We start from the raw sequence: 24,201 nt of genomic DNA, 5'->3' as shown, positions 1-24,201 counted from the left end.
CTACAGGGCAGTGGGGGGTTAGCCCGGTACGCGGCGGATTTTAGCGCCGAGCATCTGCAGTTTTTCTTCGATGCACTCGTAGCCACGGTCTATGTGGTAGATGCGGTCGATCAGGGTGTCGCCTTCGGCGCACAGTGCCGAGATTACCAGGCTGGCGGAAGCACGCAGGTCGGTAGCCATTACTGGCGCGCCCTTGAGCTTGTCGATGCCGGTGACGATGGCCGTGTTGCCTTCGACCTGGATCTTGGCGCCCATGCGGTGCAGTTCGTACACGTGCATGAAGCGGTTTTCGAAGATGGTCTCGATCACGGCACCGGTGCCTTCGGCAATGGCGTTCAGGGAGATGAACTGCGCTTGCATGTCGGTCGGGAACGCCGGGTATGGAGCGGTACGCACGTTGACGGCTTTTGGCCGCTTGCCGTGCATGTTCAGCTCGATCCAGTCTTCGCCGGTGGTGATCTCTGCGCCGGCTTCCTTGAGTTTTTCCAGGACGGCTTCAAGGATGGTCGGATCGGTGTCCTTGACCTTCACGCGGCCACCGGTCACGGCAGCGGCAACCAGGTAGGTACCGGTCTCGATGCGGTCAGGCATGACTTTGTAGGTGGCGGTGTGCAGACGCTTTACACCATCAATAGTGATGGTGTCAGTGCCAGCACCGGAAACCTTCGCGCCCATGGCGTTCAGGAAATTGGCCAGGTCGACCACTTCCGGCTCACGCGCAGCGTTTTGCAGCACGCTGCGGCCGTTGGCCAGGGCAGCGGCCATCATGATGTTTTCGGTACCGGTCACACTGACGGTATCAAAGAAGAAGTTCGCGCCACGCAGGCCGCCTTCCGGCGCCTTGGCCTTGATGTAGCCGCCTTCGACGTCGATGACTGCGCCCATGGCCTCAAGGCCACGGATGTGCAGGTCGACCGGACGCGAACCAATGGCGCAACCGCCAGGCAAGGCCACCTCGGCTTCGCCGAAACGAGCAACCATCGGGCCCAGCACCAGGATCGACGCGCGCATGGTTTTCACCAGTTCGTACGGGGCGATCAGGGTCTTGATGGTGCGCGGGTCGATTTCGACGGCCAGCTTCTCGTCGATCACCGGCTCAATGCCCATGCGGCCGAACAGCTCGATCATGGTGGTAATGTCGTGCAGGTGCGGCAGGTTGGCTACAGTCACCGGGCCATCGCACAGCAGGGTCGCTGCCAGGATCGGCAAGGCGGAGTTTTTCGCACCGGAAATGCGGATCTCGCCATCAAGGCGGGCACCACCGGTAATAATCAATTTATCCATAAGAATCTCGACGCCTTGGGGGCTCAGGTGCGCTCGGCCCAGGCCGCGCGGCTGAAAAATTTCATAGTGACCGCATGGATGCTGCCATCGGTGATCCATGGGTTCAAATGGGCATAGATCTGCTGCTGACGCTTGACCGGGCTCAATGCCGCCAGTTCATCGCTAATCACGTTCAGCTGGAAATTGCAGCCTTCGCCTTCAACTTCAACAGTCGTTTCCGGCAGCTTTCCTTCAAGGAAGCTCTTAACTTCTAGGGCCTGCATGCTCAACCTCTATCGGCGCCCAGTGCGCACGGGTCGCACATCATACAAAAAAGCCCCGCGCCTGCGAACCCCGCATAGCAGGACTCTGACGGGGGGCTTTTCTGATAAATGTGTATTAAGGGTGTGCCAACAGCTCGGTCAGGCCGGAAACCTCGGCAATCTCGCGCATGTCCTCAGGCAAGGCACGGATACTGAGCGGCTTTTTTGCCGCTTCGGCATCGCGCATGAAGCACAGCAGCAACGACAGGCCGACACTGCTGGACTTGGTCACCGCCGAGCAATCGAGTACCACTTCGGGCGCCTTGCTGGCCTTGATCAGCGCCTGGCCCTGCTTGCGCAGGTCAGGCCCGGTACGGTAATCGAGCACGCCGCTGAGCAACAGCTCGCCGGCGTCGCCGATACGAACAGCCGCCTCGGTCATTGCGCAGGCTTCCCGGCAGCTTTGTCGGTTTCTTCCTTGGCCTTGGCCACTTCACCGGCCCAACCATTGATGGTCTTGTCCAGGTTATTGCCATTGCGCTGCATCGCATCGGCGAACTGGTCACGGAACAGCTTGCCGATGTTGATGCCGTTGATGACCACGTTGCGCAGCTTCCATTCACCGTTGATTTTCGTCAGGGTGTAGGACACCGGATAGATCGCGCCATTGCTGCCCGAGACTTTCATCCCGACCTCGGCACGGTCGCCCGACTCCTCCCTGGCAGGGTCAACGACGATGCCCTGGTTGTTGTATTCCAGCAGAGCGTTGCCGTAAAACTGGAACAGACCACGCTTGAAGTTTTCCTGGAACGTCTGCATCTGCGCCGGGGTTGCCTTGCGCGAATACTTGACCGTCATGATGCTTTTGGAAATACCTTCGGCATCGACCACCGGGCCAACAATCGTGTTGAGTGCTTCGTAGAACCTGGAAGGGTCTTGCTTGTACTGCTCTTTGTTGGCCTTCAGGTCGGCCAGCATCCTGCTGGTCGTGTCCTGCACCAAATCGTGCGCAGAACCTGCCGCATTGGCCATCAGCGGCAACGCTGCAAGCAGTACCAGCAGGCCACGTCGCAAGGTAGAGATCATGAACAGATTCCTCATTTAGCGTCTTTATTGACCGTATTGAGCAGGAATTTACCGATCAGGTCTTCAAGTACCAACGACGACTGTGTGTCGTGGATTGTAGAGCCATCCTTGAGCAAGGCTGTTTCCCCGCCCACGCTGACACCGATGTATTTCTCGCCAAGCAGCCCCGCAGTGAGGATAGATGCCGTGGAGTCGGTCGGCAGGTTATCTACCTTCTTGTCCACCTGCATGGTCACTCGCCCGGTGAAGCTGTCGCGGTCCAGATCGATTGCCGTGACCTTGCCGATTGTAACGCCGGCCATGGTCACTTTGGCTCTGACCGTCAAACCGGCGATATTGTCGAAATACGCGTAAAGTTTATAGGTATCGGCGGTGGGGCTGGCCGACAGGCCGCTGACTCGCAGGGCCAACAACAGTAAAGCCAGGATGCCAGCCAGCAAGAAAAGGCCGACACCGATCTCCACAGTGCGGTTTTGCATCAGAAATCTCCAAACATCAAGGCGGTCAAAATGAAGTCAAGGCCCAGTACCGCCAGCGAGGCGTACACAACGGTCTTGGTAGTGGCACGACTGATCCCTTCTGAGGTGGGCTCGCAGTCATAGCCTTGGAATACGGCAATCCACGTCACCACAAAGGCAAAGACAATGCTCTTTATGATGCCGTTGAGCACGTCACCGGTGAAGGTCACGCTGTTTTGCATGTTGGCCCAGTAGGAACCGTCATAGACGCCCAACCAGTCAACCGCCACCCACGAACCGCCCCAGATACCCACCACGCTGAAAATCATCGCCAGCAATGGCAGGGAAATGAAGCCGGCCCACAGGCGCGGGGCAACAATGTACTTGAGCGGGTCCACACCGATCATTTCCAGGCTGGACAGTTGCTCGGTGGACTTCATGTTGCCGATTTCGGCGGTCAGCGCCGAACCTGCACGCCCCGCGAACAGCAAGGCAGTGACCACCGGGCCGAGCTCACGCAGCAGGGTCAAGGCCACCATCTGGCCTACCGCCTGCTCCGAGCCGTAGCTGGACAGGATGTTGAAGCCCTGCAGCGCCAGCACCATGCCGATGAACACCCCGGAGACCACAATGATCACCAGGGACATCACACCCACTGCGTGCAGCTGCTTGAGCAGCAGGCCGAAGCCCCCGCCGATGCCGCCGCGGCCCAGCAAGGCGTGGAACAGGAAAATGGTCGAACGCCCCAGGACTTCGATGATGTCGATGCCCGAGCGACCGAAAAGGCGAACCTTTTCGATAAGAGATGTCTTGCGCATCAGCGCTTCCCCAGAAGATCTGAGCGGTAGTCCGCTGCCGGAAAGTGAAAAGGCACCGGGCCATCGGGATCGCCGGTCATGAATTGGCGGATACGCGGGTTATCGGCGTTCATCAGCTCTTCAGGCGTACCCTGCCCCAGCACTTGGCCATCACCCACTACATACAGGTAGTCGGCGATGCTCGCGGTTTCGGCCAGATCGTGGGAGACCACAATGCTGGTGATACCCAATGCATCATTGAGCAGGCGGATCAGACGCACCAGCACACCCATGGCGATCGGGTCCTGCCCCACGAATGGCTCGTCGTACATAAGGATCTGCGGGTCGAGGGCAATGGCCCGCGCCAGGGCGACACGGCGCTTCATACCGCCGGACAATTCGTCCGGCATCAGGTCGATGGCACCGCGAAGGCCAACGGCCTGCAGCTTCAGCAACACAATGTCACGAATCATTTCATCGGACAGCTGGGTATGTACCCGCAGCGGGAACGCCACGTTTTCGAAAACATCGAGGTCGGTAAACAGCGCGCCGCTCTGGAACAGCACGCCCATATGCTTGCGCGCATCGAACAGATCGCTGCGCGACAGCGTCGGCAGGTTCTGGCCGTTGACCCACACTTCGCCGGCACTGGGGCGCAATTGCATGCCCATCAGGCGTAACAGGGTGGTCTTGCCGCAACCGGAAGGCCCCATGATGCCCGTGACCTTGCCGCGAGGAATGCGAATATCGACGTTATTGAAGATGCTGCGCGAACCGCGCTTGAAGGTAAGGCCCTTCAGCTCGACCGCGTAGGCGTTATCGGCACTCATCTAATCTCCTTGGGATGCAGCCTTTCACTCAGACACCATGTGTGCGACTTTGGTTTGCAACGGATGCGCAATAATTAGGCACATGGGTTAGGCGGACCGAACTGGCGGCGAACTATATCACCGCTGGTGCGGCGCCCCCAAGGCCGGAACAGCGCTCGTTCAGATTTAGGACAGGGAATAACCGTTACCGAAGGTGATTGGCTGGAACTTCGCGCACAAAGCCTGACGAACTTACGTGAGGGAATTGATCATTACCGCTATAATCGCCGCCTTTTCGTCAGGCTATACGATTTCAGACATGAGCCAATCCAGCGAACTTGTTCAATCCGCACAACGCACCATCCGCCTAGAGCTTGAAGCCGTAGAAGGCTTGCTGGCCCATATCAACGCGGATTTCGTGCGCGCCTGCGAGATGATCCTGGCCAGCAAGGGCCGCGTTGTCGTGGTCGGCATGGGTAAATCCGGCCACATCGGCAACAAGATCGCCGCCACCCTGGCAAGCACCGGGACCACCGCTTTTTTCGTGCATCCGGCCGAAGCCAGCCACGGCGACATGGGCATGATCACCAAGGATGACGTGATTCTGGCGCTGTCCAATTCCGGCACCACCAACGAAATCGTGACCCTGTTGCCGTTGATCAAGCGCCTGGGCATCCAGATGATCAGCCTCACGGGCAACCCGGAATCGACCCTGGCCAAGGCCGCCGACGTCAACCTCAACGTGCACGTGGCCCATGAGGCCTGCCCGTTGAACCTGGCACCGACTTCCTCCACCACCGCCGCACTGGTCATGGGCGATGCCCTGGCGGTGGCGCTGCTGGAGGCCCGCGGGTTTACCGCAGAAGACTTCGCATTTTCCCATCCAGGCGGTGCCCTCGGGCGTCGCTTGCTGCTGAAAGTGGAAAATGTCATGCATTCGGGCGCCGAACTGCCAAGCGTTCCACGCGGTACCCTGCTCAGGGATGCGCTGATGGAAATGACCCGCAAGGGCCTCGGCATGACGGCAATCCTGGAGACCGACGGACGCTTGGCCGGGATATTCACCGACGGTGATCTGCGCCGCACCCTGGACCGCACCATTGATATTCACACCGCCACCATCGACGCGGTGATGACACCCCACGGCAAGACCGCCCGCGCTGAAATGCTCGCGGCTGAAGCGCTGAAAATCATGGAAGACCACCGGATCGGCGCGCTGATCGTCGTCGATAACGATGATCGACCGATCGGAGCCCTTAACCTTGGCGACTTGCTGCGCGCAGGAGTGATGTAAATGACCAGCGATCTGTTGCAACGCGGTAAAAACATCAAGCTGGCGATTTTCGACGTTGACGGCGTGCTGACCGACGGCCGCCTGTACTTTCTCGAAGACGGCAGCGAATTCAAGACATTCAATACGCTCGATGGCCAGGGCATCAAGATGTTGATGGCGGCGGGTGTGCAAACGGCGATTATCAGTGGTCGAAAGACGCCGGTTGTGGAACGCCGCGCACAAAACCTCGGAATTGCTCACCTGTATCAGGGCCGCGAGGATAAACTGGTGGTGCTGGACGAGCTTCTTGGCCAACTCAACCTAAGCTATGAACAAGTCGCCTATCTGGGTGATGACCTGCCCGACCTGCCGGTGATTCGCCGGGTGGGCCTGGGCATGGCGGTCGCGAATGCCGCGGCGTTTGTGCGCGAACACGCCCATGGCATCACCACCGCCCGTGGCGGCGAAGGTGCTGCCCGCGAGTTCTGCGAGTTGATCCTGCGTGCCCAGGGCAGCCTTGAAGCGGCCCACGCCGCCTACCTATAGAGCGTTATATGCTGAGCAAAAAGATTCGCAACTTCCTGCTATTCGGGGTCATTGCCGCGCTGTTCCTGGCGGTGGGCTACTGGAATATCAGCCCGGAGCGCTTTCTCGACAAGCCTGTTGCGCAGGTTGACGAAGGTGTTATCGACTATTACGCCACCAACGCCTACAGCATTCAGTTCCTGCCAGACGGCAAGGTGCAGTATGAAATGACGTCGGACAAGGTCGAGCACTTGAAGGCCTCTGAAGTCAGCCTGCTGACCAATCCGGACCTGAACCTGTATCGCGGCACCGAATTCCCGTGGCATGTCACCAGCAAGCGTGGCGAGGTCAACCCGGACGGCACCGAAGTTGAACTGATCGACTCGGTCCGCGTCGCACGTACAGACGCGCAGAACCGCGACACCATCATTACCAGCAGTCGCATGACGGTATTCCCACAGAAGCAATATGCGCAGACCGAGCAAGACGTTAGAATCGACGGCGCTGGCGGTGTATCGACTGGCAAGGGAATGAAAGCGTATTTGAAAGAAAGCAGGATACACCTGCTATCGAACGTAAGAGGACAGTATGAGGCTCGTTAAAACCCTCCCTATTTTGCTCGGTCTGGGCGCAGCACTGGGAAGCGTGAGCGCCTGGGCTCTGCCGAACGATAGCCAGCAACCGATCCACATCTCGGCTGACGATGCGCAGCTCGATGACAAGCAAGGTGTTGCCACCTACACCGGCGGCGTCATCATCACCCAGGGTTCGATGAAGATCACCGGTAATACGGTGACCTTGACGCGTACCCAGGCCGGCGATATCGATGTCGTGACCTCGGTGGGCAACCTGGCTTACTTCGAACAGAAGCAAAAGGCAGAAGACCCAGGCCCGATGAAAGGCTACGGCAAGACCATTCAATACCATGCCCAGCAAAATCGCATCGTACTGATCGATCAGGCCAAAGTGCTCAGCGCCGACGGTAACTCGACCGAAGGCGAGAAAATCGTCTACAACACCAAGACCCAGGTCGCTCAGGCCGGTCGCGCCAATGGCAACAAGGTCACCGCACCTCGTCCACGTATCGACATGGTTATCCAGCCGAAGAAGAAGGCCGAGTAATGGCAACCCTGAAAGCCCAGCATCTGGCCAAGGCCTATAAAAGCCGCCAGGTGGTACGTGATGTCAGCCTGTCGATCGACAGCGGCCAGATCGTCGGCTTGCTCGGCCCCAACGGTGCCGGCAAGACCACCTGCTTCTATATGATCGTCGGGCTGGTCCAGGCGGATCAGGGTCGCGTATTGATCGACGACCTGGACGTCAGCCACCAGCCCATGCACGGTCGTGCACGCGCCGGCATTGGTTATCTGCCCCAGGAAGCGTCGATCTTCCGCAAACTGTCGGTAGCCGACAACATCATGGCGATCCTCGAGACCCGCAAGGAACTCGACCGCGACGGCCGCCGCAAAGAGCTGGAAAGCCTGTTGCAGGAGTTCCACATCAACCATATTCGCGACAACCTCGGCATGAGCCTGTCCGGTGGTGAGCGCCGCCGCGTGGAAATCGCCCGCGCCCTGGCCACCGCACCGAAGTTCATCCTGCTGGATGAGCCGTTTGCCGGCGTTGACCCGATTTCGGTCGGCGATATCAAGCAGATCATTCACCACCTCAAGGCCAAGGGTATTGGCGTGCTGATCACCGACCACAACGTCCGTGAGACGCTGGATATCTGTGAAACCGCCTATATCGTCAACGATGGTCAGTTGATTGCTGAAGGCGACGCCGAGACCATCCTGGCCAATGAACTGGTCAAGGAAGTTTATCTGGGTCACGAGTTCCGCCTGTAGACGGAGTGGTATCACGCCTTTCGCCGGAGCGCGCAGGAGTCAATAGAAACCTTGGTTTTTTTATTGTTACCGCGCTCTAGGCAAAGGCCCTGATATCAGGCATATAATTTGCTTATGTTGGCGCTCACGCGCCCTGTCGTGGATGGCGCATTGCGCCGGCGAATAAGGTGTTAAGCCCCTGCCATGAAACCATCGCTAGTCCTGAGAATGGGCCAGCAGCTGACGATGACACCGCAGCTGCAACAGGCCATCCGCCTGCTCCAATTGTCGACCCTGGACCTGCAGCAGGAAATCCAGGAGGCCCTGGAGTCCAATCCGATGCTCGAACGCCAGGAAGAAGGCGACGACTTCGACAATGCCGACCCACTGGCCGACAACATCGAGCAAAAACCCAATCCCGACGTGCAGGAACCCTCCTACCAGGAAACCGCCCCTACGGTGGACAACCTGGAAGAAGGCGAATGGAACGAACGCATTCCCAACGAGCTTCCCGTGGATACCGCATGGGAAGACGTTTACCAGACCAGCGCCAGCAGCCTGCCGAGCAATGATGATGACGAGTGGGACTTCACCACCCGCACCTCGGCCGGCGAGAGCCTGCAGAGCCACTTGCTGTGGCAACTCAACCTGGCGCCGATGTCGGACACTGATCGCCTGATCGCGGTTACGCTCATCGATTGCATCAATAACCAGGGTTACCTGGACGAAACCCTCGACGAGATCCTCGAAGCCTTCGACCCGGAACTGGACATCGAGCTGGACGAAATCGAAGCCGTCCTGCACCGCATCCAGCAATTCGAGCCCGCCGGCATCGGCGCCCGCACGCTCAGCGAGTGCCTGTTGCTGCAACTGCGCCAGTTGCCTGCCAAGACGCCATGGCTCGCCGAGGCCCAGCGCCTGGTCAGCGACTACATCGATCTGCTGGGTAGCCGCGACTATAGCCAGTTGATGCGCCGCATGAAGCTCAAGGAAGACGACTTGCGCCAGGTCATCGAGTTGGTGCAAAGCCTCAACCCGCGCCCCGGTTCGCAGATTGAATCCAGCGAAGCCGAATACGTGGTTCCCGACGTGATCGTGCGCAAGGACAACGAGCGCTGGCTGGTGGAGTTGAACCAGGAATCGGTGCCACGGCTGCGGGTCAACCCGCAATACGCAGGTTTTGTGCGCCGCGCCGATACCAGCGCCGACAATACCTTCATGCGCAACCAGTTGCAGGAAGCGCGATGGTTCATCAAGAGCCTGCAAAGCCGCAACGAAACCCTGATGAAAGTCGCCACCCAGATCGTCGAGCACCAGCGCGGGTTCCTGGAATACGGGGACGAAGCCATGAAGCCTCTGGTGCTGCACGATATCGCCGAAGCGGTAGGCATGCATGAATCGACAATTTCCCGGGTAACCACGCAAAAATTCATGCATACCCCGCGCGGTATTTATGAGCTGAAATACTTTTTCTCCAGCCACGTCAGCACCTCCGAAGGCGGCGAATGCTCGTCCACGGCGATCCGCGCGATCATCAAAAAACTGGTTGCCGCGGAAAATCAGAAAAAGCCGTTGAGTGACAGCAAGATCGCTGGTTTACTGGAGGCACAAGGTATTCAGGTCGCCCGTCGAACCGTCGCCAAGTACCGTGAGTCCCTTGGGATCGCGCCTTCCAGCGAGCGTAAGCGGTTGATGTGACGGGCGGGCCACAGCGTTCCAGTGGTGGGTATTCCTGCCCACCGCTTTATGCACTGGCAACGAAGGAGAAGCTGTATGCAAGTCAACATCAGTGGACACCAGCTGGAAGTCACCAAGCCCCTGCGTGAATACACCGAGAGCAAGCTGAACAAGCTTGCGGGCCATTTTGACAAGATCACCAACGTGCAGGTCATCATGGAGGTCGATAAGCTCAAGCAGAAAATCGAGGCCACCCTGCACGTACCGAATGCCAAGCTCGTCGCCAATGCGGAACACGAAGACATGTACGCGGCGATTGACTCGCTCTACGACAAGCTCGACCGCCAACTCATAAAGCATAAGGAAAAGAATCTGCACCTGATGCAAGGTACAGGTCGTTAACCCTCCCCCATGATCCAACTTCAAACCATCCTGACCCCCGGCCGTTCCCTTGTGAACGTGCCGGGCGGCAGTAAAAAGCGCGCCCTGGAACAAATTGCCAACCTGATCAGCAGCCAAGTGCCTGAGCTGGAGATGCAAGATGTTTTCGAGGCTCTGATTGCCCGTGAAAAACTCGGCTCCACCGGTTTTGGCAACGGCATCGCTATTCCTCACTGCCGCCTCGAAGGCTGCCAGACCCCGGTCAGCGCCTTGCTGCACCTGGAAAAACCCATCGACTTCGACGCCATCGACGGTGCTCCGGTTGACCTGCTGTTCGTGCTGCTGGTCCCGCAAGCCGCCACCGATGCGCACCTGGAACTGCTCCGGCAGATAGCCAGTATGCTCGACCGTAAGGAAGTACGTGACAAGTTGCGCAGTGCCAGCAGCAACGAGGCGCTGTATCAGGTCGTCCTGGATGAACAAAACGGGCAGTAATCATGCGTTTGATCATCGTCAGCGGCCGCTCCGGCTCAGGTAAAAGCACCGCCCTCAATGTGCTTGAGGACAACGGCTTCTATTGCATCGACAACCTGCCGGCCGGCCTGCTGCCGGAGTTGGCGGAGCGCGCCCTTATCCACACCGAGCTGGCGCAGCCGCTGGTCGCTGTGTCGATCGACGCCCGCAACCTGCCCAGCCACCTCTCGCGGTTCCCGGAACTGCTCGAAGAAGTGCGCGCCAAGCACATTCATTGCGATGTGCTGTACCTGGATGCCGATGAAGAAACCCTGCTCAAGCGTTTCTCCGAAACCCGTCGACGCCACCCGCTCAGCAGCGCCAACCGCTCCCTGGCCGAAGCCATTGAAGACGAGACCAAACTGCTGGGGCCGATCATTGATCTGGCCGACCTGAAGATCAACACCACCAGCCTGAACCTGTACCAGTTGCGTGACGCGATCAAGTTGCGCCTGCTGAATCAGCCCGAGCCGGGCACAGCGTTCCTGGTCGAGTCGTTTGGCTTCAAGCGTGGCATGCCGGTCGATGCCGACCTGGTGTTCGATGTGCGCTGCCTGCCCAACCCTTACTGGAAGCCGGAATTGCGCGATCAGTCGGGGCTGGATCAGCCCGTCGCCGACTACCTCGCCGCGCAGCCGGATGTGGAAGAGATGTTCCAGGACATCTCCAGCTACCTGCTTAAATGGTTGCCGCGTTTTGCCGCTAGCAATCGGGCGTATGTCACCATTGCCATTGGCTGCACGGGTGGCCATCACCGCTCGGTTTACCTGACTGAGCGGCTGGGCCAGGTGCTGCAACAAACCCTCAAGAATGTCCAGGTTCGCCACCGCGACCTAAGCTGAAAGGAACACCTGCGCGATGCCCGCTCTGGAAATTGAAATCATCAACAAGCTGGGCCTGCACGCCCGGGCGTCGGCAAAGTTCGTCGGCGTGGCCGGAAAGTTTCCCTGCCAGATCCGCGCCGGGCGCACACCGGAGTCCATGGTCGATGGCAAGAGCATCATGGCGATGATGATGCTGGCAGCCGGCAAGGGCACCACGATTCATCTGCACACTGCAGGCGAGCAAGAGCAGGAAGCGATGGCGGCGTTGGTTGAGCTGATCAACAACAAATTCGATGAAGGCGAATAACCGCCGATACGAGAGCTGGCTTCAGCCCAACGCCGTATCCATCACCATCATCAGGCAAAACCCGATACACAACCCCAGGCTGGCGAGCTTTTCGTGACCGTTGCGACGCGATTCGGGGATGACTTCATGGGTCACTACCAACAACATCGCACCGGCGGCCAGCGCCAGCCCCAACGGCAGCAACACCTCAGCCAGGCTCACCAGCCAGGCGCAGAGCACCGCAAATACCGGTTCAACCAATCCTGATGCGCCGCCGATCAGGAACGCCTTGATCCGCGACATCCCCGCCCCAGCCAATACCAGCGCGATCACCAAGCCCTCGGGTACATCCTGCAAGGCAATGCCCATGGCGAGACTGTCAGCATCCGCCATCCCTCCTCCCGCGGAGACGCCCACTGCCATGCCTTCGGGAATGTTGTGCGCAATGATGGCGAATACAAACAGCCAGATGCGCGGCGGGATCACCGGCTTATCCGGCGTCCCCACCAGCATCTCCGGGCTGGCGCCGGAGACCTTGCGATCCACCAGATACAACCCGAATGCGCCCAGCATGATGCCGAAGCTGATCAGCCCACCCGCACCCCACGGCGAAAGCCCCAGGCCTTCAGCCGCGGCGATACCCGGCACGACCAGGGAAAAAGCGGTCGCTGCGAGCATCACACCTGCACCGAAGCCCAGCAAGGTATCGCTCAACGCTACCGGCATCCGCCGAATCACGAGGACCGGCACCGCGCCCAGCGCCGTGCCGAGCGCGCAAATCGCGCCGCCCTGCAACGCGCGCAGGATACGCGGCTCAAGGTCCAACCAGGCCAGCCCATGGGCCACCAGCAACGCAGTCCCTGCCAATAACAGCAGTGAACCGAACGCATAACGGAACATTCGCACGCTGCTGATCGCCAGTGTTTCAGTGCCCATAGTCGCCCTTAGATCTTGTTTTAGAGTGAATGTCAGGCCAAGGCGGCCTGGTAGCGGGCTGCAACTTCCGGCCAGTTAATTACGCTGTAGAACGCATTGATGTATTCAGGGCGACGGTTCTGGTACCGCAGATAGTAGGCATGTTCCCAGACGTCCAGACCGAGGATTGGCGTGTTGCCGCTCATCAGCGGGCTGTCCTGGTTGCCGCTGCTTTCCACGACCAGCGTGTTTTGCGGGGTGACGCTCAACCAGGCCCAGCCACTGCCGAAGCGGGTCAGCGCAGCCTTGGTGAATGCCTCCTTGAAACTGTCAAAACCGCCCAATTGCTCATCGATAGCCTTGCCCAGCGTGCCTTCGGGCTTACCGCCCCCTGTAGGTGACATGACCGCCCAGAACAACGAATGGTTTGCATGGCCGCCTCCTTGATTGACCACGGCAACGCGTAATTTCTCCGGCAATTTCTGCACGCTGGACACCAGCCTCTCCACCGGCCAACCGGCGAATTCCGTGCCCTCCACGGCAGCATTCAGATTATTGATGTAAGTCTGGTGATGCTTGGTGTAGTGAATCTCCATGGTTTGCGCGTCGATATGCGGCTCAAGGGCGTCATAGGCGTAAGGCAGTGCCGGCAGGGTGTAAGTCATATCAATGTGCTCCATAGTGAGACGAGGTCGACTGCGGCGCAGCATCGCCCAGCAACCGGTGGGTGCGGGGGTACTCGCCGTGATCGCTGATGAAATTCAACAGCTCGACGTAGGTCTTGCTGCTCTGGCGCAACGCCGCCTCGCGCAACTGCGGGTTAAGGCGCGGGTCCTGCATGGTCTGCAACAATCGCTGGTGAATGGCGCAGAGGTATTCCGCGCTTTCCTCAGGTTGATTCAGGCGCAAGTGCAGGTCCGCCAGGTTGTGATGAGAAATGACGCAGGCCGCCACTGCTTCGTCGGCATCCGCCCAGCGTTCGAACAACACTTGGGCCAGGGCCAGGGCTTGCAGATAGGCCTCGCGGGCATCCACCAGCTCGCCCGCCATAAAGCAGCGATTGGCCCGTTCGATCGTACGTTTCCAGTGCTCCATGGTGAGCCTCCAAAGCAGGGTGGTTAATTACACGCCGCCAGCCGTGAGCTTTTCCGGGTCCAGCAGGACTTCCAGTTGGCTGCGCGGCAGGTCGGTGTGCTCAAGGGCGACATCGATGACCGGGCGGCCTTGCTGGTAAGCCTTCTTGGCAATTTCAGCGGCCTTCTGGTAACCAATGATCGGGTTAAGGGCGGTGACCAGGATCGGGTTGCGCGACAGTGCTTCTTTGAGCTTGGCTTCGTTGACCTTGAAGCTGGCAATGGCCTTGTCCGCCAGCAAACGACTGGAGTTGGCCAGCAACTCAAGGCTGCTGAGCAGGTTCTGGGCGATGATCGGCAACATCACGTTCAGCTCGAAGTTGCCCGATTGACCCGCAACTGTGATGACGGTGTCATTGCCGATGACCTGCGCGGCGACCATCGCCGTGGCTTCCGGGATCACAGGGTTGACTTTGCCGGGCATGATCGACGAGCCCGGCTGCAAGCCCTCCAGCTCGATTTCACCGAGGCCGGCCAAGGGGCCGGAGTTCATCCAGCGCAGGTCGTTGGCAATCTTCATCAGCGATACAGCCGTGGCCTTCAACTGGCCGGAAACTGCGACGGCAGTGTCCTGGGAGCCAATCAATGCAAAAAGGTCCTTGCCGGGCGTGAACTTCACCCCGGTCAAATGGCTCAGTTGCTGGCTGAAACGCCCGGCAAATTCAGGATGCGCGTTGATCCCGGTGCCCACCGCTGTGCCGCCCTGGGCCAGTGCCTGCAAGGCCGGAAGCAGGTCCTGCAAGTGCCCGATATTGGCCTTGAGCTGCTGCGCCCAGCCATGGAGCACCTGGCTCATGCGCACCGGCATGGCGTCCATCAAGTGGGTACGGCCGGTCTTGATGAACGGATGCACCTCTTCAGCCTTCTGCTCGATCACCTGCACCAGGTGCAGCAGGGCTGGCAGCGTTTGCTCATGCAGTACCAAGGCGGCGCTGACGTGAATGGTGGTGGGGATAATGTCGTTGCTGCTTTGGCCGCAGTTGACGTGATCGTTAGGGTTGACCACCTCGCCGAGCAAACGACTGGCAAGGGTCGCAATCACTTCATTGGCGTTCATGTTGGAGCTGGTGCCGGAACCGGTCTGGAAGATATCCACCGGGAAGTGCTGCATGTAGTCACCTTCGAGCAAGCCTTGGGCGGCATCGACAATGGCCTTGCCCTGCCCTTCGCTGATCTGCTTGAGGTCGACGTTGACCTTGGCCGCGGCTGTCTTGGCCAGGATCAGGGCGCGGATGAATTGCGCCGGCATACGCTGATGGCTGATCGGGAAGTTGTTCACCGCTCGCTGGGTTTGCGCGCCATACAACGCGTCTTGCGGCACATGCAGTTCGCCCATGCTGTCGCGTTCGATACGGGTATTACTCATCATTAGATCCTTGCACCAAGTCAGAAACGGAAATCGAAGGCAGTAATTCACAGGTCGCCAACTGCCAGGCAAAGGTCTGCCAGCGCTTGAGGCGGCAGGCACACTGGGAGAGTTTTTCCAGGTCGCGCAGCGGGCGCCACGCTTGGTCCAGGCACATCGAACGCCAATGCCAGGGCAGCGCGATATCGCTGGCGGTGTCGATCAGCAGGCGGAATGAAGTTTCGGCGATCGTCCACGGATGGGTCGCGGTGCAACAGGCCAGGTATCGACCTTCATTGAGGTAATGTTCGATCAGGCGAGGTTCATTGGGATCGAGGCCACAGCGAATCTGGCGGCTCATCCAGCGCCAGCTTTCCAGATACGGATCCTCATGCAGGACAGAACTCATGATCCACACTCATTCGGTAATGATATTTATTATTAAATGATATTGAGAATCAAAACAAGAGTACTCGATTAATACCTCTGTGACATGGGCAATAAAAAAGGCGCGCCATCCTTGGGATGGCGCGCCTTTCCTTGAGTACCGGAGAGGTTAGCTACCGGCGACCGTCATCCGCTCGATCAGCACAGACCCCGTGCGGATATTGCTGCGCAACTCCAGATCATTACCCACAGCGACAATTTGCTTGAACATATCGCGCATGTTGCCGGCGATCGTCACTTCCTGGACGGCGAATTGAATTTCACCATTTTCCACCCAGAAACCTGCCGCGCCCCGTGAGTAATCGCCGGTGACCATATTCAGGCCCTGGCCCATCAGCTCAGTCACCAGCAAGCCACGCCCCATGCGTCGCAGCAATGCAGCCTGGTCTTCGTCACCATGGGTCACGAACAGGTTATGCACGCCACCGGAGTTGGCGGTACTCGGCAGGCCAAGCTTGCGACCGGCATAGGTACCCAACACATACGAGACCAGCTCACCATTTTCGACAAACGGCTTGGCATAGGTCGCCAGGCCATCACCGTCGAACGACGAACTGCCCATCGCACGCATCAAATGCGGGCGCTCATCGATGGTCAACCACTCAGGAAACAGCTTTTGGCCGATTGCGCCTTCAAGGAATGACGATTTTCGATAGAGGTTGCCACCGGAAATCGCCCCCAGGAAGCTACCGAACAAACCACCGGCCAGTTCCGCAGAAAACAGCACCGGCACTTCGCACGTCGGCACCGGGCGCCCGCCCAGGCGACTGGCGGCACGCTGTGCAGCCCGTTGGCCAATGCTGACGGGGTCTGCCAACAAATCACCCTGGCGGTTCACGTCGTACCAGTAGTCACGCTGCATCTGGCCGTTGGCTTCGGCGATCATCACGCAACTGAGGCTGTGACGTGTGGACGCATAACCGCCGATAAAACCATGGCTGTTGCCGTACACACGGCAGCCCTGGTGAGTGCTCAGCGTGGTGCCATCAGCATTCTTGATCCGAGGGTCGGTATCGAAAGCCGCCGCTTCGCAGATCAGCGCTTGTTCAATGGCTTGCTCCGGGGTGATGTCCCAGGCGTGGAACAGGTCGAAATCCTGCACATCCCTGGCCATCAGCGCCTTGTCGGCCAGCCCCGAGCTTTCATCCTCGGAGGTGTGCTTGGCAATCGCCAACGCAGCGGCGACGGTCTCGCGAATCGCTTCCGGGCCGCTGGCCGAGGTGCTGGCCGAGCCTTTGCGCTGGCCTGCGTACAAGGTGATGCCGAACCCCTGGTCGCGGTTGAACTCGACCGTTTCCACTTCCCGCTGGCGCACCGAAGTCGACAGCCCCTGCTCCAGCGACACCGCCACTTCACAGGCGCTGGCCCCCTGGCGCTTGGCCTCGGCGAGGATCTGCTCGACTTGTTCCTGCAGTGCCGGTAACGCTTGCGGACCGACGCTTTGGGCTGCACTCATGGTTTTCTCCACTCAAATTCTGCTTTCGGTTAAGGCCATCGAGCGACCGGGCCGGACAAGCGGCCCCCGACTGGTTATCATGGCGGCGTTTCTTTGCGGACTGCCACCATGGTTGATTCTTACGACGACTCCCTCGATGGGGAGAAAAGCAAAACCCAGGTCAAACGCGAGCTGCATGCTCTGGTTGACCTCGGCGAGCGCCTTACAACGCTCAAAAAAGATTTGATTGCCAAACTGCCATTGACCGACGAAATGCGCCGGGCCCTGGCTGATGCGCCCAAGCACACCGCGAATATCGCGCGCAAACGGCACATCTCGTTTATCGGCAAACTGATGCGCGATCAGGACATTGACGCCATTCTGACCTTGCTTGATCAAACCGATGCCTCCACTCGCCAGTACAACGAACGCTTCCATAACCTGGAACGTTGGCGTGACCGCCTGATCGCGGGCGATGACGCCGTGCTGGAGAAATTCGTGATGGACTACCCGGATGCGGACCGCCAGCAATTGCGCTCCCTGATCCGTCAGGCCCAGCACGAGCAGGCGCACAACAAAGCGCCGGCCACCAGCCGTAAAATCTTCAAGTACATCCGTGAGCTGGACGAGACTCAACGCGGCCTGCGCTGATCCTCTTCCACGGGTGGCGGCCTTCGCCACCCGAAGCTCCGTCCTTACGACCCCGTGCCACCCACGGTGATCGCATCAATTTTCAGGGTTGGCTGCCCCACGCCTACCGGCACTGACTGCCCATCCTTCCCGCATGTGCCCACGCCGCTGTCCAGCGACAGGTCGTTACCGACCATCGACACCTTGCTCATGGCCTCCGGCCCGTTACCAATCAAGGTGGCCCCTTTGACCGGCGCGGTAATCTTGCCGTCTTCGATCAGGTACGCCTCGCTGGTGGAGAACACGAACTTGCCGCTGGTGATGTCGACCTGGCCACCGCCCAGATTGGCGCAATAGATACCGCGTTTCACCGAGGCGATGATTTCCGCCGGATCGCTTTCGCCACCGAGCATGTAGGTATTGGTCATGCGTGGCATCGGCAAATGCGCGTAGGACTCACGACGGCCGTTACCGGTGCGCGCCACGCCCATCAGGCGAGCGTTGAGCTTGTCTTGCATATAGCCCTTGAGCACGCCGTTTTCGATCAGGGTGGTGCATTCGGTCGGCGTGCCTTCGTCATCGACGCTCAGCGAACCACGGCGCCCGGCCAGCGTGCCGTCGTCCACGATGGTGCACAGCTTGGACGCAACCATCTCACCCATTCGCCCGCTGTAGGCCGAACTGCCCTTGCGGTTGAAGTCGCCTTCCAGGCCATGACCGACCGCTTCGTGCAACAGCACCCCGGACCAACCCGAGCCCAGCACCACCGGCAAGGTGCCGGCCGGTGCAGGGATGGCTTCGAGGTTGACCAGCGCCTGGCGCAGCGCTTCACGGGCATAACCCATGGCACGGTCATCGGTGAGGAAATAGCGGTAGTCGGTACGCCCGCCGCCGCCATGGCCACCGCGTTCGCGACGACCGTTCTGTTCAACGATCACACTCACATTGAAACGCACCAGCGGCCGTACATCCGCCGCCAGCCCGCCGTCGGTGGACGCCACGAGGATGCGCTCCCACACACCGGCCATGCTTACGGTAACCTGCTGGATACGGGGATCCAAGGCACGAGTAGCGGCGTCGATACGTTTCAGCAGCTCGACTTTTTCCGCACGGCTGATCACTTCCAGGGGGTTATCCGGCGCATACAACTGAGCCACGTCCTGGGTGCTGAACGCCTGCACCGTGCCATTTTGTCCAGCGCGGGAGATCGAGCGCGCAGCACGTGCTGCCAGGCCCAGCGCCTCCAGGGTGATCGCATTGCTGTAGGCAAAACCCGTTTTTTCACCAGACTGGGCACGCACGCCCACTCCCTGGTCGAGGTTGAAACTGCCTTCCTTGACGATGCCGTCTTCCAGGGCCCAGGACTCGGAAATCTGCCCCTGGAAATACAGGTCAGCCGCGTCAATGCCTGGCCCGGCGAGATCGCCCAGCACGGTTTGCAAACTTTCGATGGTCACGCCACCGGGTGCCAGGAGGTGTTCACTGACTGAGGACAACAACTCGCTCATAGGTTTGGCCTTAAATTCATCGTTCTGAAGCAGGCCGCTGCGCGCCCTGCGAGAAAAAGCGCCGGTGGTTCGCCACCGGCATGCGCGTCCGTATCGACGCTTGTTCACCGCTATCGCGTTCGGCCAGTAGCACCGCTTCGCCTTGATCCTGTTGCGCCAGCACCCGCCCCCAAGGGTCGATGATTGCCGCGTGGCCAAAGGTTTCCCGTGGGCCTGGGTGCACACCGCCTTGAGCCGCTGCCAGCAGGTAGCACTGGGTTTCAATGGCCCGCGCCCGAATCAGCACATCCCAATGGGCGGCCCCAGTCACCGCCGTAAAGGCCGAGGGCGCGGTAATCAATTCAGCCCCCGCAGCGCGTAATTCGCTGTACAGCTCGGGAAAGCGCAAGTCATAGCACACCGTCAGCCCCACGCGGCCCACTGGCGTATCCGCCACCACTACATTGCTTCCAAAAGCATAGTCGTCGGATTCGCGGTAGCGACCGCGAGCATCCGCTACGTCCACATCAAACAAGTGGAGCTTGTCATAGCGAGCGACGATTTCACCCTGATCATTGATCAGCAGCGAGCAAGCGTTGGCCTTGGCGTGGGGATGGTCCCTGGGCGGCAGCGGCAACGTGCCGGCCAGTATCCATAAGGTGAGGTCGCGGGCAGCCTGTTTCAACCATGGCAGGATCGGGCCTTCACCGAATGCTTCGGCGCGGCCAATGTCGGCCACGTCACGGCGTCCCATGGCGGCGAAGTTCTCCGGCAAAACCGCGAGTTTCGCGCCGTTTGCCGCCGCCTGCTCCAGCAGGCGGCGTGCCTGGGCGAGGTTGGCCAGCACGTCGCTCTGGCTGACCATTTGGATTACTGCAAAGGACATGGGCCGACACTCCAGACAGGGCATGGGGCCATGCTACTCCACAGGCTCTCAGTTTGGCTTTTCAAATGGCTTGTCGAAGGTGATTTTCGGATCCTTCCAAGGGCCTTGCACCTTGTACTGCACACTGGCAAAGCGCGAAACCCGATCACCGATCAGCTTGTCGATCAGGAACAACGCACCACCAATGGCAGGCGCACCGACAATCAGCGCCGCGATGGGCAGGTTGTTGGTCACCGGCAACGTGACCAGCAGCTTGGCGTCGACGCGATCGGCGACCAGATCCAGGGTGCCGTTAAGCTCAAGATTGGTCGAGGGCCCGGTCATGGTGATGGGCTCACGGGTCACGAACACACCATTACTGGCAGCCAGCAAGCCCTTGACTCGGTCATAGCTCAAGCCTTTGCCAAACAGGTCGGAAAAGTCCAAACGCAAACGCCGGCCAATGGAGTTGAAGTTAAGCAGGCCAAACACCCGCAATGCCTGGGCGCCCCCTTCCACTTCAACGAACTGACCTTTACGGAATGCGGCATCCAGGCTGCCGGAAAAGCGCTTGGGCCCAACCCAGGCCGGCGAGCCCGGCCAACGGCCATCCACGTCCAGATGGAAATCCTCACTGGTCACCGTAGGCGCAAAACCCCAGCCCTTGAGCACATCGGCGATATTTCTGCCATCGAGGCGGCCCTTGTACCAACTGCTGCTGGCGCCCGGCGCGCCTTCCCAGCCACCGGCGCCCTTGAGCAGCATCCCCTTGAGGCCCAGGTCCAGGTTATTGAAGGCCAGGCCCTTGGCGGTCGGACGAATCCGCAGCGACCATGCCCCTATCAGATCGGGGCCCTGGAACAGCTGGTCAATGGCGATGTCCAGTGCCGGGATGCTTTTGGGGTCGATATCGGCCAGCGGGTCCGGTGCGTTTTCGTCGGCCTGGGCTGTCGGGTCCACTGCGGGCAATTTGACGTACTTGAGGTTGATCGCAATCGGCGCGCCCTTGGCATCGGGCAGGTTCACCGTGCCGTTGGCTTGCTGGCTGTCGAGCTGCAGGCCCCAGGCAGCCGGCTTGCGATCAAGCTGCAACTTGACCTGGTCAAACTGGGTACCAAATCCGGTCAGCTTGCCTACCCTGAAGTCGGCGCCACTGAGCAGTTGCTTGGCATTGCCACCTGGGTCGTTACCCGCGTAGCGGTCCACGAGCTTTTTCCAGGGATCGATATCCAGTTCCGACAGCACGCCACGAATGCGCAAGCCCTTGGCCCCGGGCAACAGCGCGTCACCGTCACCCAGGAACAATTCGCCACGGCCGTTATTGAAGTTGTCCGGCGGCGCCGCAAAGGTGAAATTCGCCAGCTCGCCGTAATCAAACCAGTAACGTCGCTCAGCGCCCTGCAACGTCATGCGAAAGGTGCTGTCACGTCCCTGGCTGGCCGGCATGCCGAACGGCGCCGGTAGATCCACCGCAACACCCTTGAGGTTGGAGTTGACCATCAACTGACTGTCCGCACCGTCCAGAATAACCTGCAACTGGTAAGGAATATCGCCGGATACCGGCAACGGCTGACTGACGTTCAGCCAATCCGTCAGGCGCTTGACCGCCACCTGCCCCTTGGCAGTCACGCGAGTGCTGATATTGCCCGGGTTGCCCTCGGCGAAGATCTGCGCAGTGATAGGTTGCTCGAATGCCTGGGCCGAGATGTTCTGGCCGCTCAGGCCCTTGGCGCTATCGAAGCGAAAATCACCCTTGAGCTGGGTGAGGTCCAAGGGCGGTTCAGCCAATTGCAGGCGTGCCTTGTCGGTCTTGAAGTCCACCACGATCTTGGGCTCGGTGCCCTTGGCCAGGGGAACGTCAAGGTCCAGGCTACCTTGCAGGTCACCCTCGCCTTTCCAGCCGGCGAACGTGGACGCGGTACCGATGGGCGCTTCCTGAAGAATTTTCAGACCATCACCCAAGCCACCGGAAAACCCGCCGGTGAGCAACAGATGACTGTCCTTGCCGGCCGGTGCGTGAGGAATATTGACGTACACATCCTTGACCCGGGTGTCGAGCAACTGCCCCTTGCTCGCCAGGATGCGCACGCCGCTTTCCTCGACGAACACTTCACCATTAACCTTGTTCACATGGGGCCAACCCGGCTGGAAGGCCAGTTCGGCGTCATGCACCTTGAAGAACAGGCTGATATTGCGCGACGCCGGCAGGGCGTTGTGGCTCAGCGACCCCTGGTACTGGAAAAAGCCTTCATCCACTGCCCCTTTGAGAATCGCGGTACGCAGCCACTCATCCAGCGCCGGGCTCAACACGGCCGGCAAGTATTTGGGGGTAAAACGGCCATCGCCATCGACCATGCCGACCCGCAGGTCCATGTAGTCTTCCTGGCTATGATCGAAATGCAGGCGAATCAGGAAGTCCGCCGCGACCTTGCCCTCTTCGCCCAGCACCTTGATGTACGGAGCGATCAGGGTGAAACCCTGTTTGTCGAGTTTCCAGGTCAGGCGTGCATTGGCCTGGATGTACTGCCAGGGCTTGGCGAAGATGGGGAACAGATGCAGGGAAAAATCCTTGCTGTCCATGCGCAGTTCGCCATGGCCCAGGTCGCCACTGATGCTGCCGGACACATTACGCGCGGCCGGCGCACCGAAATACGCGTCGAAACCGACACGCTCAAGGTTCGCGGCAAAGCTGACTTTCTGGTCGGTGGCGTCCTGAGGGCGGAAATCCACCAGCACATTACGCAACAGGCCAGTGGCCTTGAGATGCTCGACGGTCTTGGCGAAACCTTCGGGCAACGGCGCCAAGGCATTGAGCAGCGGCGTGATCGGCGTCAGGTCAAGACGATCGGCCTGCAACTTCCACACTTCCTGTTCTTTATCGGTCGCCAGGTTTTGCTGCAATTGAATGCGCGACTCCCAGCGGGTGTCGCCAATGTTCATTGCCAGCGAATCGAACAGCACTTCAAGGCCACTATCACTGCGTTGCAGGTAGGCCGTCAGCGCCAGATTCTCCAGATGCACGGGCTTGCGGTCGGCGTAGCTGCCCTTCACTTGCGGCGAGTTGAGGCGAACAGCAGCGCTTTGCACGGTGCCTTTGGCCCAACTGAGCCAAAACTCACCGCCGGCTTTGAACCGCGTGAGTTTCCATTGCTGGGTTAGCCGGGCGGGAATCCATTTGGCCCAGTCGCTTTGCGGCAGGCTCAGGTAGGCGTCGATCTCTGCGTCCTTCCACTGGCTGGCGCGAATACGGCTACGCAGGCTGACAGCAAGCGGCTGGCCATCAGGCAAGGTCAGCCGTGCATCCAGACGCTGATGGCTCATGCCGGTATGCAGGCTCAGGCCTACATAGGTCACGGTCACCGGCGCCTGATCGAAGGGCTGCAAGGTAACCTGACTGTCCAGCACCGACACGCGCTTGACCATTTGCATGCGCGTCAGCAACTGTTGCGGGTCCAGCGGCTGGTCGTCCTGAACCGGCAAGCCTTGCAGCGTCCAGCGGCCGTCCTTGTCTTCCTTGACGCTCAATTGCAGGCCGCTGACTTGAAGGTGGGCGATGCGCACTTCACGGGCCAACAGGCTGGCCCACATATCCGGTACCACTTCCACCTGGTCCAGGCGCAAGGCACTGCTGCCCTCGCCGACCATCACATCGTGAGCCAGCAATACCGGAGCAAACCCGCTCCAGCGGCCTTCAAGGCTGCCGATATGCAGCGGTGTATCCACTGCAGCCTGGGCCTTGGCTTCGATTTCGGCGCGATATTCGGCGACCAATGGGGTCAATTCACGCCCCAGGCTTACGTACACCGCCGCCAATACCAGCAGCAACGCACACAGGCCCAAGCCCCAGCGGGTCAAAGCGGCAAAAAAGCGTATCAGACGCTCCATGTCAGGCGACCCTCAAAAAACAGTTAGCGGACGGCAGATCAAGGTCCGCCGGTCTCGAATAAGGCAAGCAATTGGGGA

General features: G+C 59.7%; 27 protein-coding genes. 11 read left to right on the top strand and 16 right to left on the bottom strand.

Annotated elements, in window-relative coordinates:
* Positions 1–18: 18 nt before the first annotated feature.
* The 7 genes from murA to E4O97_RS05135 all read right to left on the bottom strand — a co-directional run bounded on the left by murA (position 19) and on the right by E4O97_RS05135 (position 4,697).
* Entirely contained in the window at positions 19–1,284 is a 1,266-nt protein-coding gene (murA, locus tag E4O97_RS05165; RefSeq protein WP_032877771.1) for a UDP-N-acetylglucosamine 1-carboxyvinyltransferase, read from the bottom strand.
* Between the two features lie 23 nt (positions 1,285–1,307).
* A complete protein-coding gene (locus E4O97_RS05160) occupies positions 1,308–1,547 on the bottom strand; it encodes a BolA family protein (RefSeq protein WP_003188597.1) in 240 nt (79 codons plus the stop codon).
* A gap of 115 nt (positions 1,548–1,662) precedes the next feature.
* Positions 1,663–1,968 (bottom strand): STAS domain-containing protein, encoded by a 306-nt coding sequence (locus tag E4O97_RS05155; protein WP_216090751.1) that lies wholly within the window; start codon positions 1,966–1,968, stop codon positions 1,663–1,665.
* Positions 1,965–2,612 (bottom strand): ABC transporter substrate-binding protein, encoded by a 648-nt coding sequence (locus tag E4O97_RS05150; RefSeq protein ID WP_032877773.1) that lies wholly within the window; start codon positions 2,610–2,612, stop codon positions 1,965–1,967. The genes E4O97_RS05155 and E4O97_RS05150 overlap by 4 nt, the downstream gene beginning before the upstream one ends.
* 11 nt (positions 2,613–2,623) lie before the next feature.
* On the bottom strand, positions 2,624–3,091 hold the full coding sequence (gene mlaD / locus E4O97_RS05145; protein WP_005784855.1) for an outer membrane lipid asymmetry maintenance protein MlaD: 468 nt from the start codon (positions 3,089–3,091) through the stop codon (positions 2,624–2,626).
* On the bottom strand, positions 3,091–3,888 hold the full coding sequence (gene mlaE / locus E4O97_RS05140; protein ID WP_005784853.1) for a lipid asymmetry maintenance ABC transporter permease subunit MlaE: 798 nt from the start codon (positions 3,886–3,888) through the stop codon (positions 3,091–3,093). Before mlaE ends, mlaD begins: the two co-directional genes overlap by 1 nt.
* Positions 3,888–4,697, bottom strand: coding sequence for an ATP-binding cassette domain-containing protein (locus E4O97_RS05135; RefSeq protein ID WP_005784851.1), 810 nt, complete (start codon positions 4,695–4,697; stop codon positions 3,888–3,890). Before E4O97_RS05135 ends, mlaE begins: the two co-directional genes overlap by 1 nt.
* A 298-nt stretch (positions 4,698–4,995) precedes the next feature.
* Between E4O97_RS05135 and E4O97_RS05130 the strand changes: the two genes are divergently transcribed.
* The 10 genes from E4O97_RS05130 to E4O97_RS05085 all read left to right on the top strand — a co-directional run bounded on the left by E4O97_RS05130 (position 4,996) and on the right by E4O97_RS05085 (position 12,002).
* Positions 4,996–5,970: a KpsF/GutQ family sugar-phosphate isomerase gene (locus E4O97_RS05130; protein ID WP_032877777.1), complete on the top strand. Its 975-nt coding sequence runs from the start codon at positions 4,996–4,998 to the stop codon at positions 5,968–5,970.
* Positions 5,971–6,495 (top strand): HAD family hydrolase, encoded by a 525-nt coding sequence (locus tag E4O97_RS05125; protein WP_005784847.1) that lies wholly within the window; start codon positions 5,971–5,973, stop codon positions 6,493–6,495. It begins immediately after the preceding gene.
* Between the two features lie 8 nt (positions 6,496–6,503).
* A complete protein-coding gene (gene lptC, locus E4O97_RS05120; RefSeq protein WP_057701586.1) occupies positions 6,504–7,076 on the top strand; it encodes an LPS export ABC transporter periplasmic protein LptC in 573 nt (190 codons plus the stop codon).
* The gene (gene lptA, locus E4O97_RS05115; protein ID WP_057701587.1) at positions 7,063–7,596 is read left to right on the top strand and encodes a lipopolysaccharide transport periplasmic protein LptA; all 534 of its coding nucleotides are present in this window, start codon (positions 7,063–7,065) and stop codon (positions 7,594–7,596) included. The genes lptC and lptA overlap by 14 nt, the downstream gene beginning before the upstream one ends.
* Entirely contained in the window at positions 7,596–8,321 is a 726-nt protein-coding gene (gene lptB, locus E4O97_RS05110) for an LPS export ABC transporter ATP-binding protein (RefSeq protein WP_005784841.1), read from the top strand. The genes lptA and lptB overlap by 1 nt, the downstream gene beginning before the upstream one ends.
* 183 nt (positions 8,322–8,504) lie before the next feature.
* On the top strand, positions 8,505–9,998 hold the full coding sequence (locus E4O97_RS05105) for an RNA polymerase factor sigma-54 (RefSeq protein WP_005784839.1): 1,494 nt from the start codon (positions 8,505–8,507) through the stop codon (positions 9,996–9,998).
* A gap of 75 nt (positions 9,999–10,073) precedes the next feature.
* Complete coding sequence (raiA, locus tag E4O97_RS05100; protein ID WP_003171804.1) at positions 10,074–10,379, top strand: ribosome-associated translation inhibitor RaiA; 306 nt, start codon at positions 10,074–10,076, stop codon at positions 10,377–10,379.
* Between the two features lie 9 nt (positions 10,380–10,388).
* Positions 10,389–10,853 (top strand): PTS IIA-like nitrogen regulatory protein PtsN, encoded by a 465-nt coding sequence (gene ptsN / locus E4O97_RS05095; protein WP_032877784.1) that lies wholly within the window; start codon positions 10,389–10,391, stop codon positions 10,851–10,853.
* Positions 10,854–10,855: 2 nt separating this feature from the next.
* Positions 10,856–11,713: an RNase adapter RapZ gene (gene rapZ, locus E4O97_RS05090; protein ID WP_005784834.1), complete on the top strand. Its 858-nt coding sequence runs from the start codon at positions 10,856–10,858 to the stop codon at positions 11,711–11,713.
* Positions 11,714–11,729: 16 nt separating this feature from the next.
* Positions 11,730–12,002 (top strand): HPr family phosphocarrier protein, encoded by a 273-nt coding sequence (locus E4O97_RS05085; RefSeq protein WP_032877786.1) that lies wholly within the window; start codon positions 11,730–11,732, stop codon positions 12,000–12,002.
* 21 nt (positions 12,003–12,023) lie between these two features.
* Here E4O97_RS05085 and E4O97_RS05080 read toward each other — a convergent pair whose 3' ends face one another.
* From E4O97_RS05080 to pmbA, 6 genes are all read right to left on the bottom strand, one after another.
* Complete coding sequence (locus tag E4O97_RS05080; protein ID WP_248160918.1) at positions 12,024–12,917, bottom strand: ZIP family metal transporter; 894 nt, start codon at positions 12,915–12,917, stop codon at positions 12,024–12,026.
* 32 nt (positions 12,918–12,949) lie between these two features.
* Positions 12,950–13,561, bottom strand: a complete 612-nt coding sequence (locus tag E4O97_RS05075) for a superoxide dismutase (protein WP_248160917.1) — start codon at positions 13,559–13,561, stop codon at positions 12,950–12,952.
* A gap of 1 nt (position 13,562) precedes the next feature.
* Positions 13,563–13,991, bottom strand: a complete 429-nt coding sequence (locus E4O97_RS05070) for a hypothetical protein (protein ID WP_005784824.1) — start codon at positions 13,989–13,991, stop codon at positions 13,563–13,565.
* Between the two features lie 27 nt (positions 13,992–14,018).
* On the bottom strand, positions 14,019–15,395 hold the full coding sequence (locus E4O97_RS05065) for a class II fumarate hydratase (RefSeq protein ID WP_078820293.1): 1,377 nt from the start codon (positions 15,393–15,395) through the stop codon (positions 14,019–14,021).
* On the bottom strand, positions 15,388–15,783 hold the full coding sequence (locus E4O97_RS05060; protein ID WP_032877790.1) for a hypothetical protein: 396 nt from the start codon (positions 15,781–15,783) through the stop codon (positions 15,388–15,390). The genes E4O97_RS05065 and E4O97_RS05060 overlap by 8 nt, the downstream gene beginning before the upstream one ends.
* 147 nt (positions 15,784–15,930) lie before the next feature.
* Entirely contained in the window at positions 15,931–17,277 is a 1,347-nt protein-coding gene (gene pmbA / locus E4O97_RS05055; protein WP_248160916.1) for a metalloprotease PmbA, read from the bottom strand.
* A 108-nt stretch (positions 17,278–17,385) separates the two neighbouring features.
* On the opposite strand from pmbA, the gene yjgA reads away from it, so the two are divergent.
* A complete protein-coding gene (gene yjgA, locus E4O97_RS05050) occupies positions 17,386–17,907 on the top strand; it encodes a ribosome biogenesis factor YjgA (RefSeq protein ID WP_005784816.1) in 522 nt (173 codons plus the stop codon).
* A gap of 44 nt (positions 17,908–17,951) precedes the next feature.
* On the opposite strand, the gene tldD is transcribed toward yjgA, so the two are convergent.
* From tldD to E4O97_RS05035, 3 genes are read right to left on the bottom strand one after another with little or no spacing between them, the layout of a single operon-like run.
* Positions 17,952–19,394: a metalloprotease TldD gene (gene tldD / locus E4O97_RS05045; protein WP_012722229.1), complete on the bottom strand. Its 1,443-nt coding sequence runs from the start codon at positions 19,392–19,394 to the stop codon at positions 17,952–17,954.
* Between the two features lie 16 nt (positions 19,395–19,410).
* Positions 19,411–20,259: a carbon-nitrogen hydrolase family protein gene (locus tag E4O97_RS05040; protein ID WP_248160915.1), complete on the bottom strand. Its 849-nt coding sequence runs from the start codon at positions 20,257–20,259 to the stop codon at positions 19,411–19,413.
* Positions 20,260–20,307: 48 nt separating this feature from the next.
* Positions 20,308–24,123, bottom strand: a complete 3,816-nt coding sequence (locus tag E4O97_RS05035; RefSeq protein ID WP_248160914.1) for a YhdP family protein — start codon at positions 24,121–24,123, stop codon at positions 20,308–20,310.
* Positions 24,124–24,201: the final 78 nt, after the last annotated feature.

Origin of the sequence: Pseudomonas sp. W15Feb34 (assembly GCF_023127765.1) — a bacterium.
GTDB lineage: Bacteria > Pseudomonadota > Gammaproteobacteria > Pseudomonadales > Pseudomonadaceae > Aquipseudomonas > Aquipseudomonas synxantha_A.
The sequence above is the reverse complement of the archived record's forward strand: the minus strand, read 5'-3'. Positions and strand labels throughout refer to the sequence as shown.

Coding starts and splice junctions, on each gene's coding strand:
- E4O97_RS05065 (WP_078820293.1), bottom strand. CDS start 15,395: ATGAGTAATACCCGTATCGAACGCGACAGCATGGGCGAACTGCATGTG.
- pmbA (WP_248160916.1), bottom strand. CDS start 17,277: ATGAGTGCAGCCCAAAGCGTCGGTCCGCAAGCGTTACCGGCACTGCAG.
- E4O97_RS05080 (WP_248160918.1), bottom strand. CDS start 12,917: ATGGGCACTGAAACACTGGCGATCAGCAGCGTGCGAATGTTCCGTTAT.
- E4O97_RS05150 (WP_032877773.1), bottom strand. CDS start 2,612: ATGATCTCTACCTTGCGACGTGGCCTGCTGGTACTGCTTGCAGCGTTG.
- murA (WP_032877771.1), bottom strand. CDS start 1,284: ATGGATAAATTGATTATTACCGGTGGTGCCCGCCTTGATGGCGAGATC.
- E4O97_RS05125 (WP_005784847.1), top strand. CDS start 5,971: ATGACCAGCGATCTGTTGCAACGCGGTAAAAACATCAAGCTGGCGATT.
- lptB (WP_005784841.1), top strand. CDS start 7,596: ATGGCAACCCTGAAAGCCCAGCATCTGGCCAAGGCCTATAAAAGCCGC.
- E4O97_RS05060 (WP_032877790.1), bottom strand. CDS start 15,783: ATGAGTTCTGTCCTGCATGAGGATCCGTATCTGGAAAGCTGGCGCTGG.
- E4O97_RS05135 (WP_005784851.1), bottom strand. CDS start 4,697: ATGAGTGCCGATAACGCCTACGCGGTCGAGCTGAAGGGCCTTACCTTC.
- E4O97_RS05160 (WP_003188597.1), bottom strand. CDS start 1,547: ATGCAGGCCCTAGAAGTTAAGAGCTTCCTTGAAGGAAAGCTGCCGGAA.
- E4O97_RS05070 (WP_005784824.1), bottom strand. CDS start 13,991: ATGGAGCACTGGAAACGTACGATCGAACGGGCCAATCGCTGCTTTATG.
- E4O97_RS05105 (WP_005784839.1), top strand. CDS start 8,505: ATGAAACCATCGCTAGTCCTGAGAATGGGCCAGCAGCTGACGATGACA.
- tldD (WP_012722229.1), bottom strand. CDS start 19,394: ATGAGCGAGTTGTTGTCCTCAGTCAGTGAACACCTCCTGGCACCCGGT.
- lptA (WP_057701587.1), top strand. CDS start 7,063: ATGAGGCTCGTTAAAACCCTCCCTATTTTGCTCGGTCTGGGCGCAGCA.
- E4O97_RS05040 (WP_248160915.1), bottom strand. CDS start 20,259: ATGTCCTTTGCAGTAATCCAAATGGTCAGCCAGAGCGACGTGCTGGCC.
- mlaD (WP_005784855.1), bottom strand. CDS start 3,091: ATGCAAAACCGCACTGTGGAGATCGGTGTCGGCCTTTTCTTGCTGGCT.
- E4O97_RS05075 (WP_248160917.1), bottom strand. CDS start 13,561: ATGACTTACACCCTGCCGGCACTGCCTTACGCCTATGACGCCCTTGAG.
- E4O97_RS05155 (WP_216090751.1), bottom strand. CDS start 1,968: ATGACCGAGGCGGCTGTTCGTATCGGCGACGCCGGCGAGCTGTTGCTC.
- E4O97_RS05130 (WP_032877777.1), top strand. CDS start 4,996: ATGAGCCAATCCAGCGAACTTGTTCAATCCGCACAACGCACCATCCGC.
- mlaE (WP_005784853.1), bottom strand. CDS start 3,888: ATGCGCAAGACATCTCTTATCGAAAAGGTTCGCCTTTTCGGTCGCTCG.
- lptC (WP_057701586.1), top strand. CDS start 6,504: ATGCTGAGCAAAAAGATTCGCAACTTCCTGCTATTCGGGGTCATTGCC.
- ptsN (WP_032877784.1), top strand. CDS start 10,389: ATGATCCAACTTCAAACCATCCTGACCCCCGGCCGTTCCCTTGTGAAC.
- E4O97_RS05085 (WP_032877786.1), top strand. CDS start 11,730: ATGCCCGCTCTGGAAATTGAAATCATCAACAAGCTGGGCCTGCACGCC.
- E4O97_RS05035 (WP_248160914.1), bottom strand. CDS start 24,123: ATGGAGCGTCTGATACGCTTTTTTGCCGCTTTGACCCGCTGGGGCTTG.
- rapZ (WP_005784834.1), top strand. CDS start 10,856: ATGCGTTTGATCATCGTCAGCGGCCGCTCCGGCTCAGGTAAAAGCACC.
- yjgA (WP_005784816.1), top strand. CDS start 17,386: ATGGTTGATTCTTACGACGACTCCCTCGATGGGGAGAAAAGCAAAACC.
- raiA (WP_003171804.1), top strand. CDS start 10,074: ATGCAAGTCAACATCAGTGGACACCAGCTGGAAGTCACCAAGCCCCTG.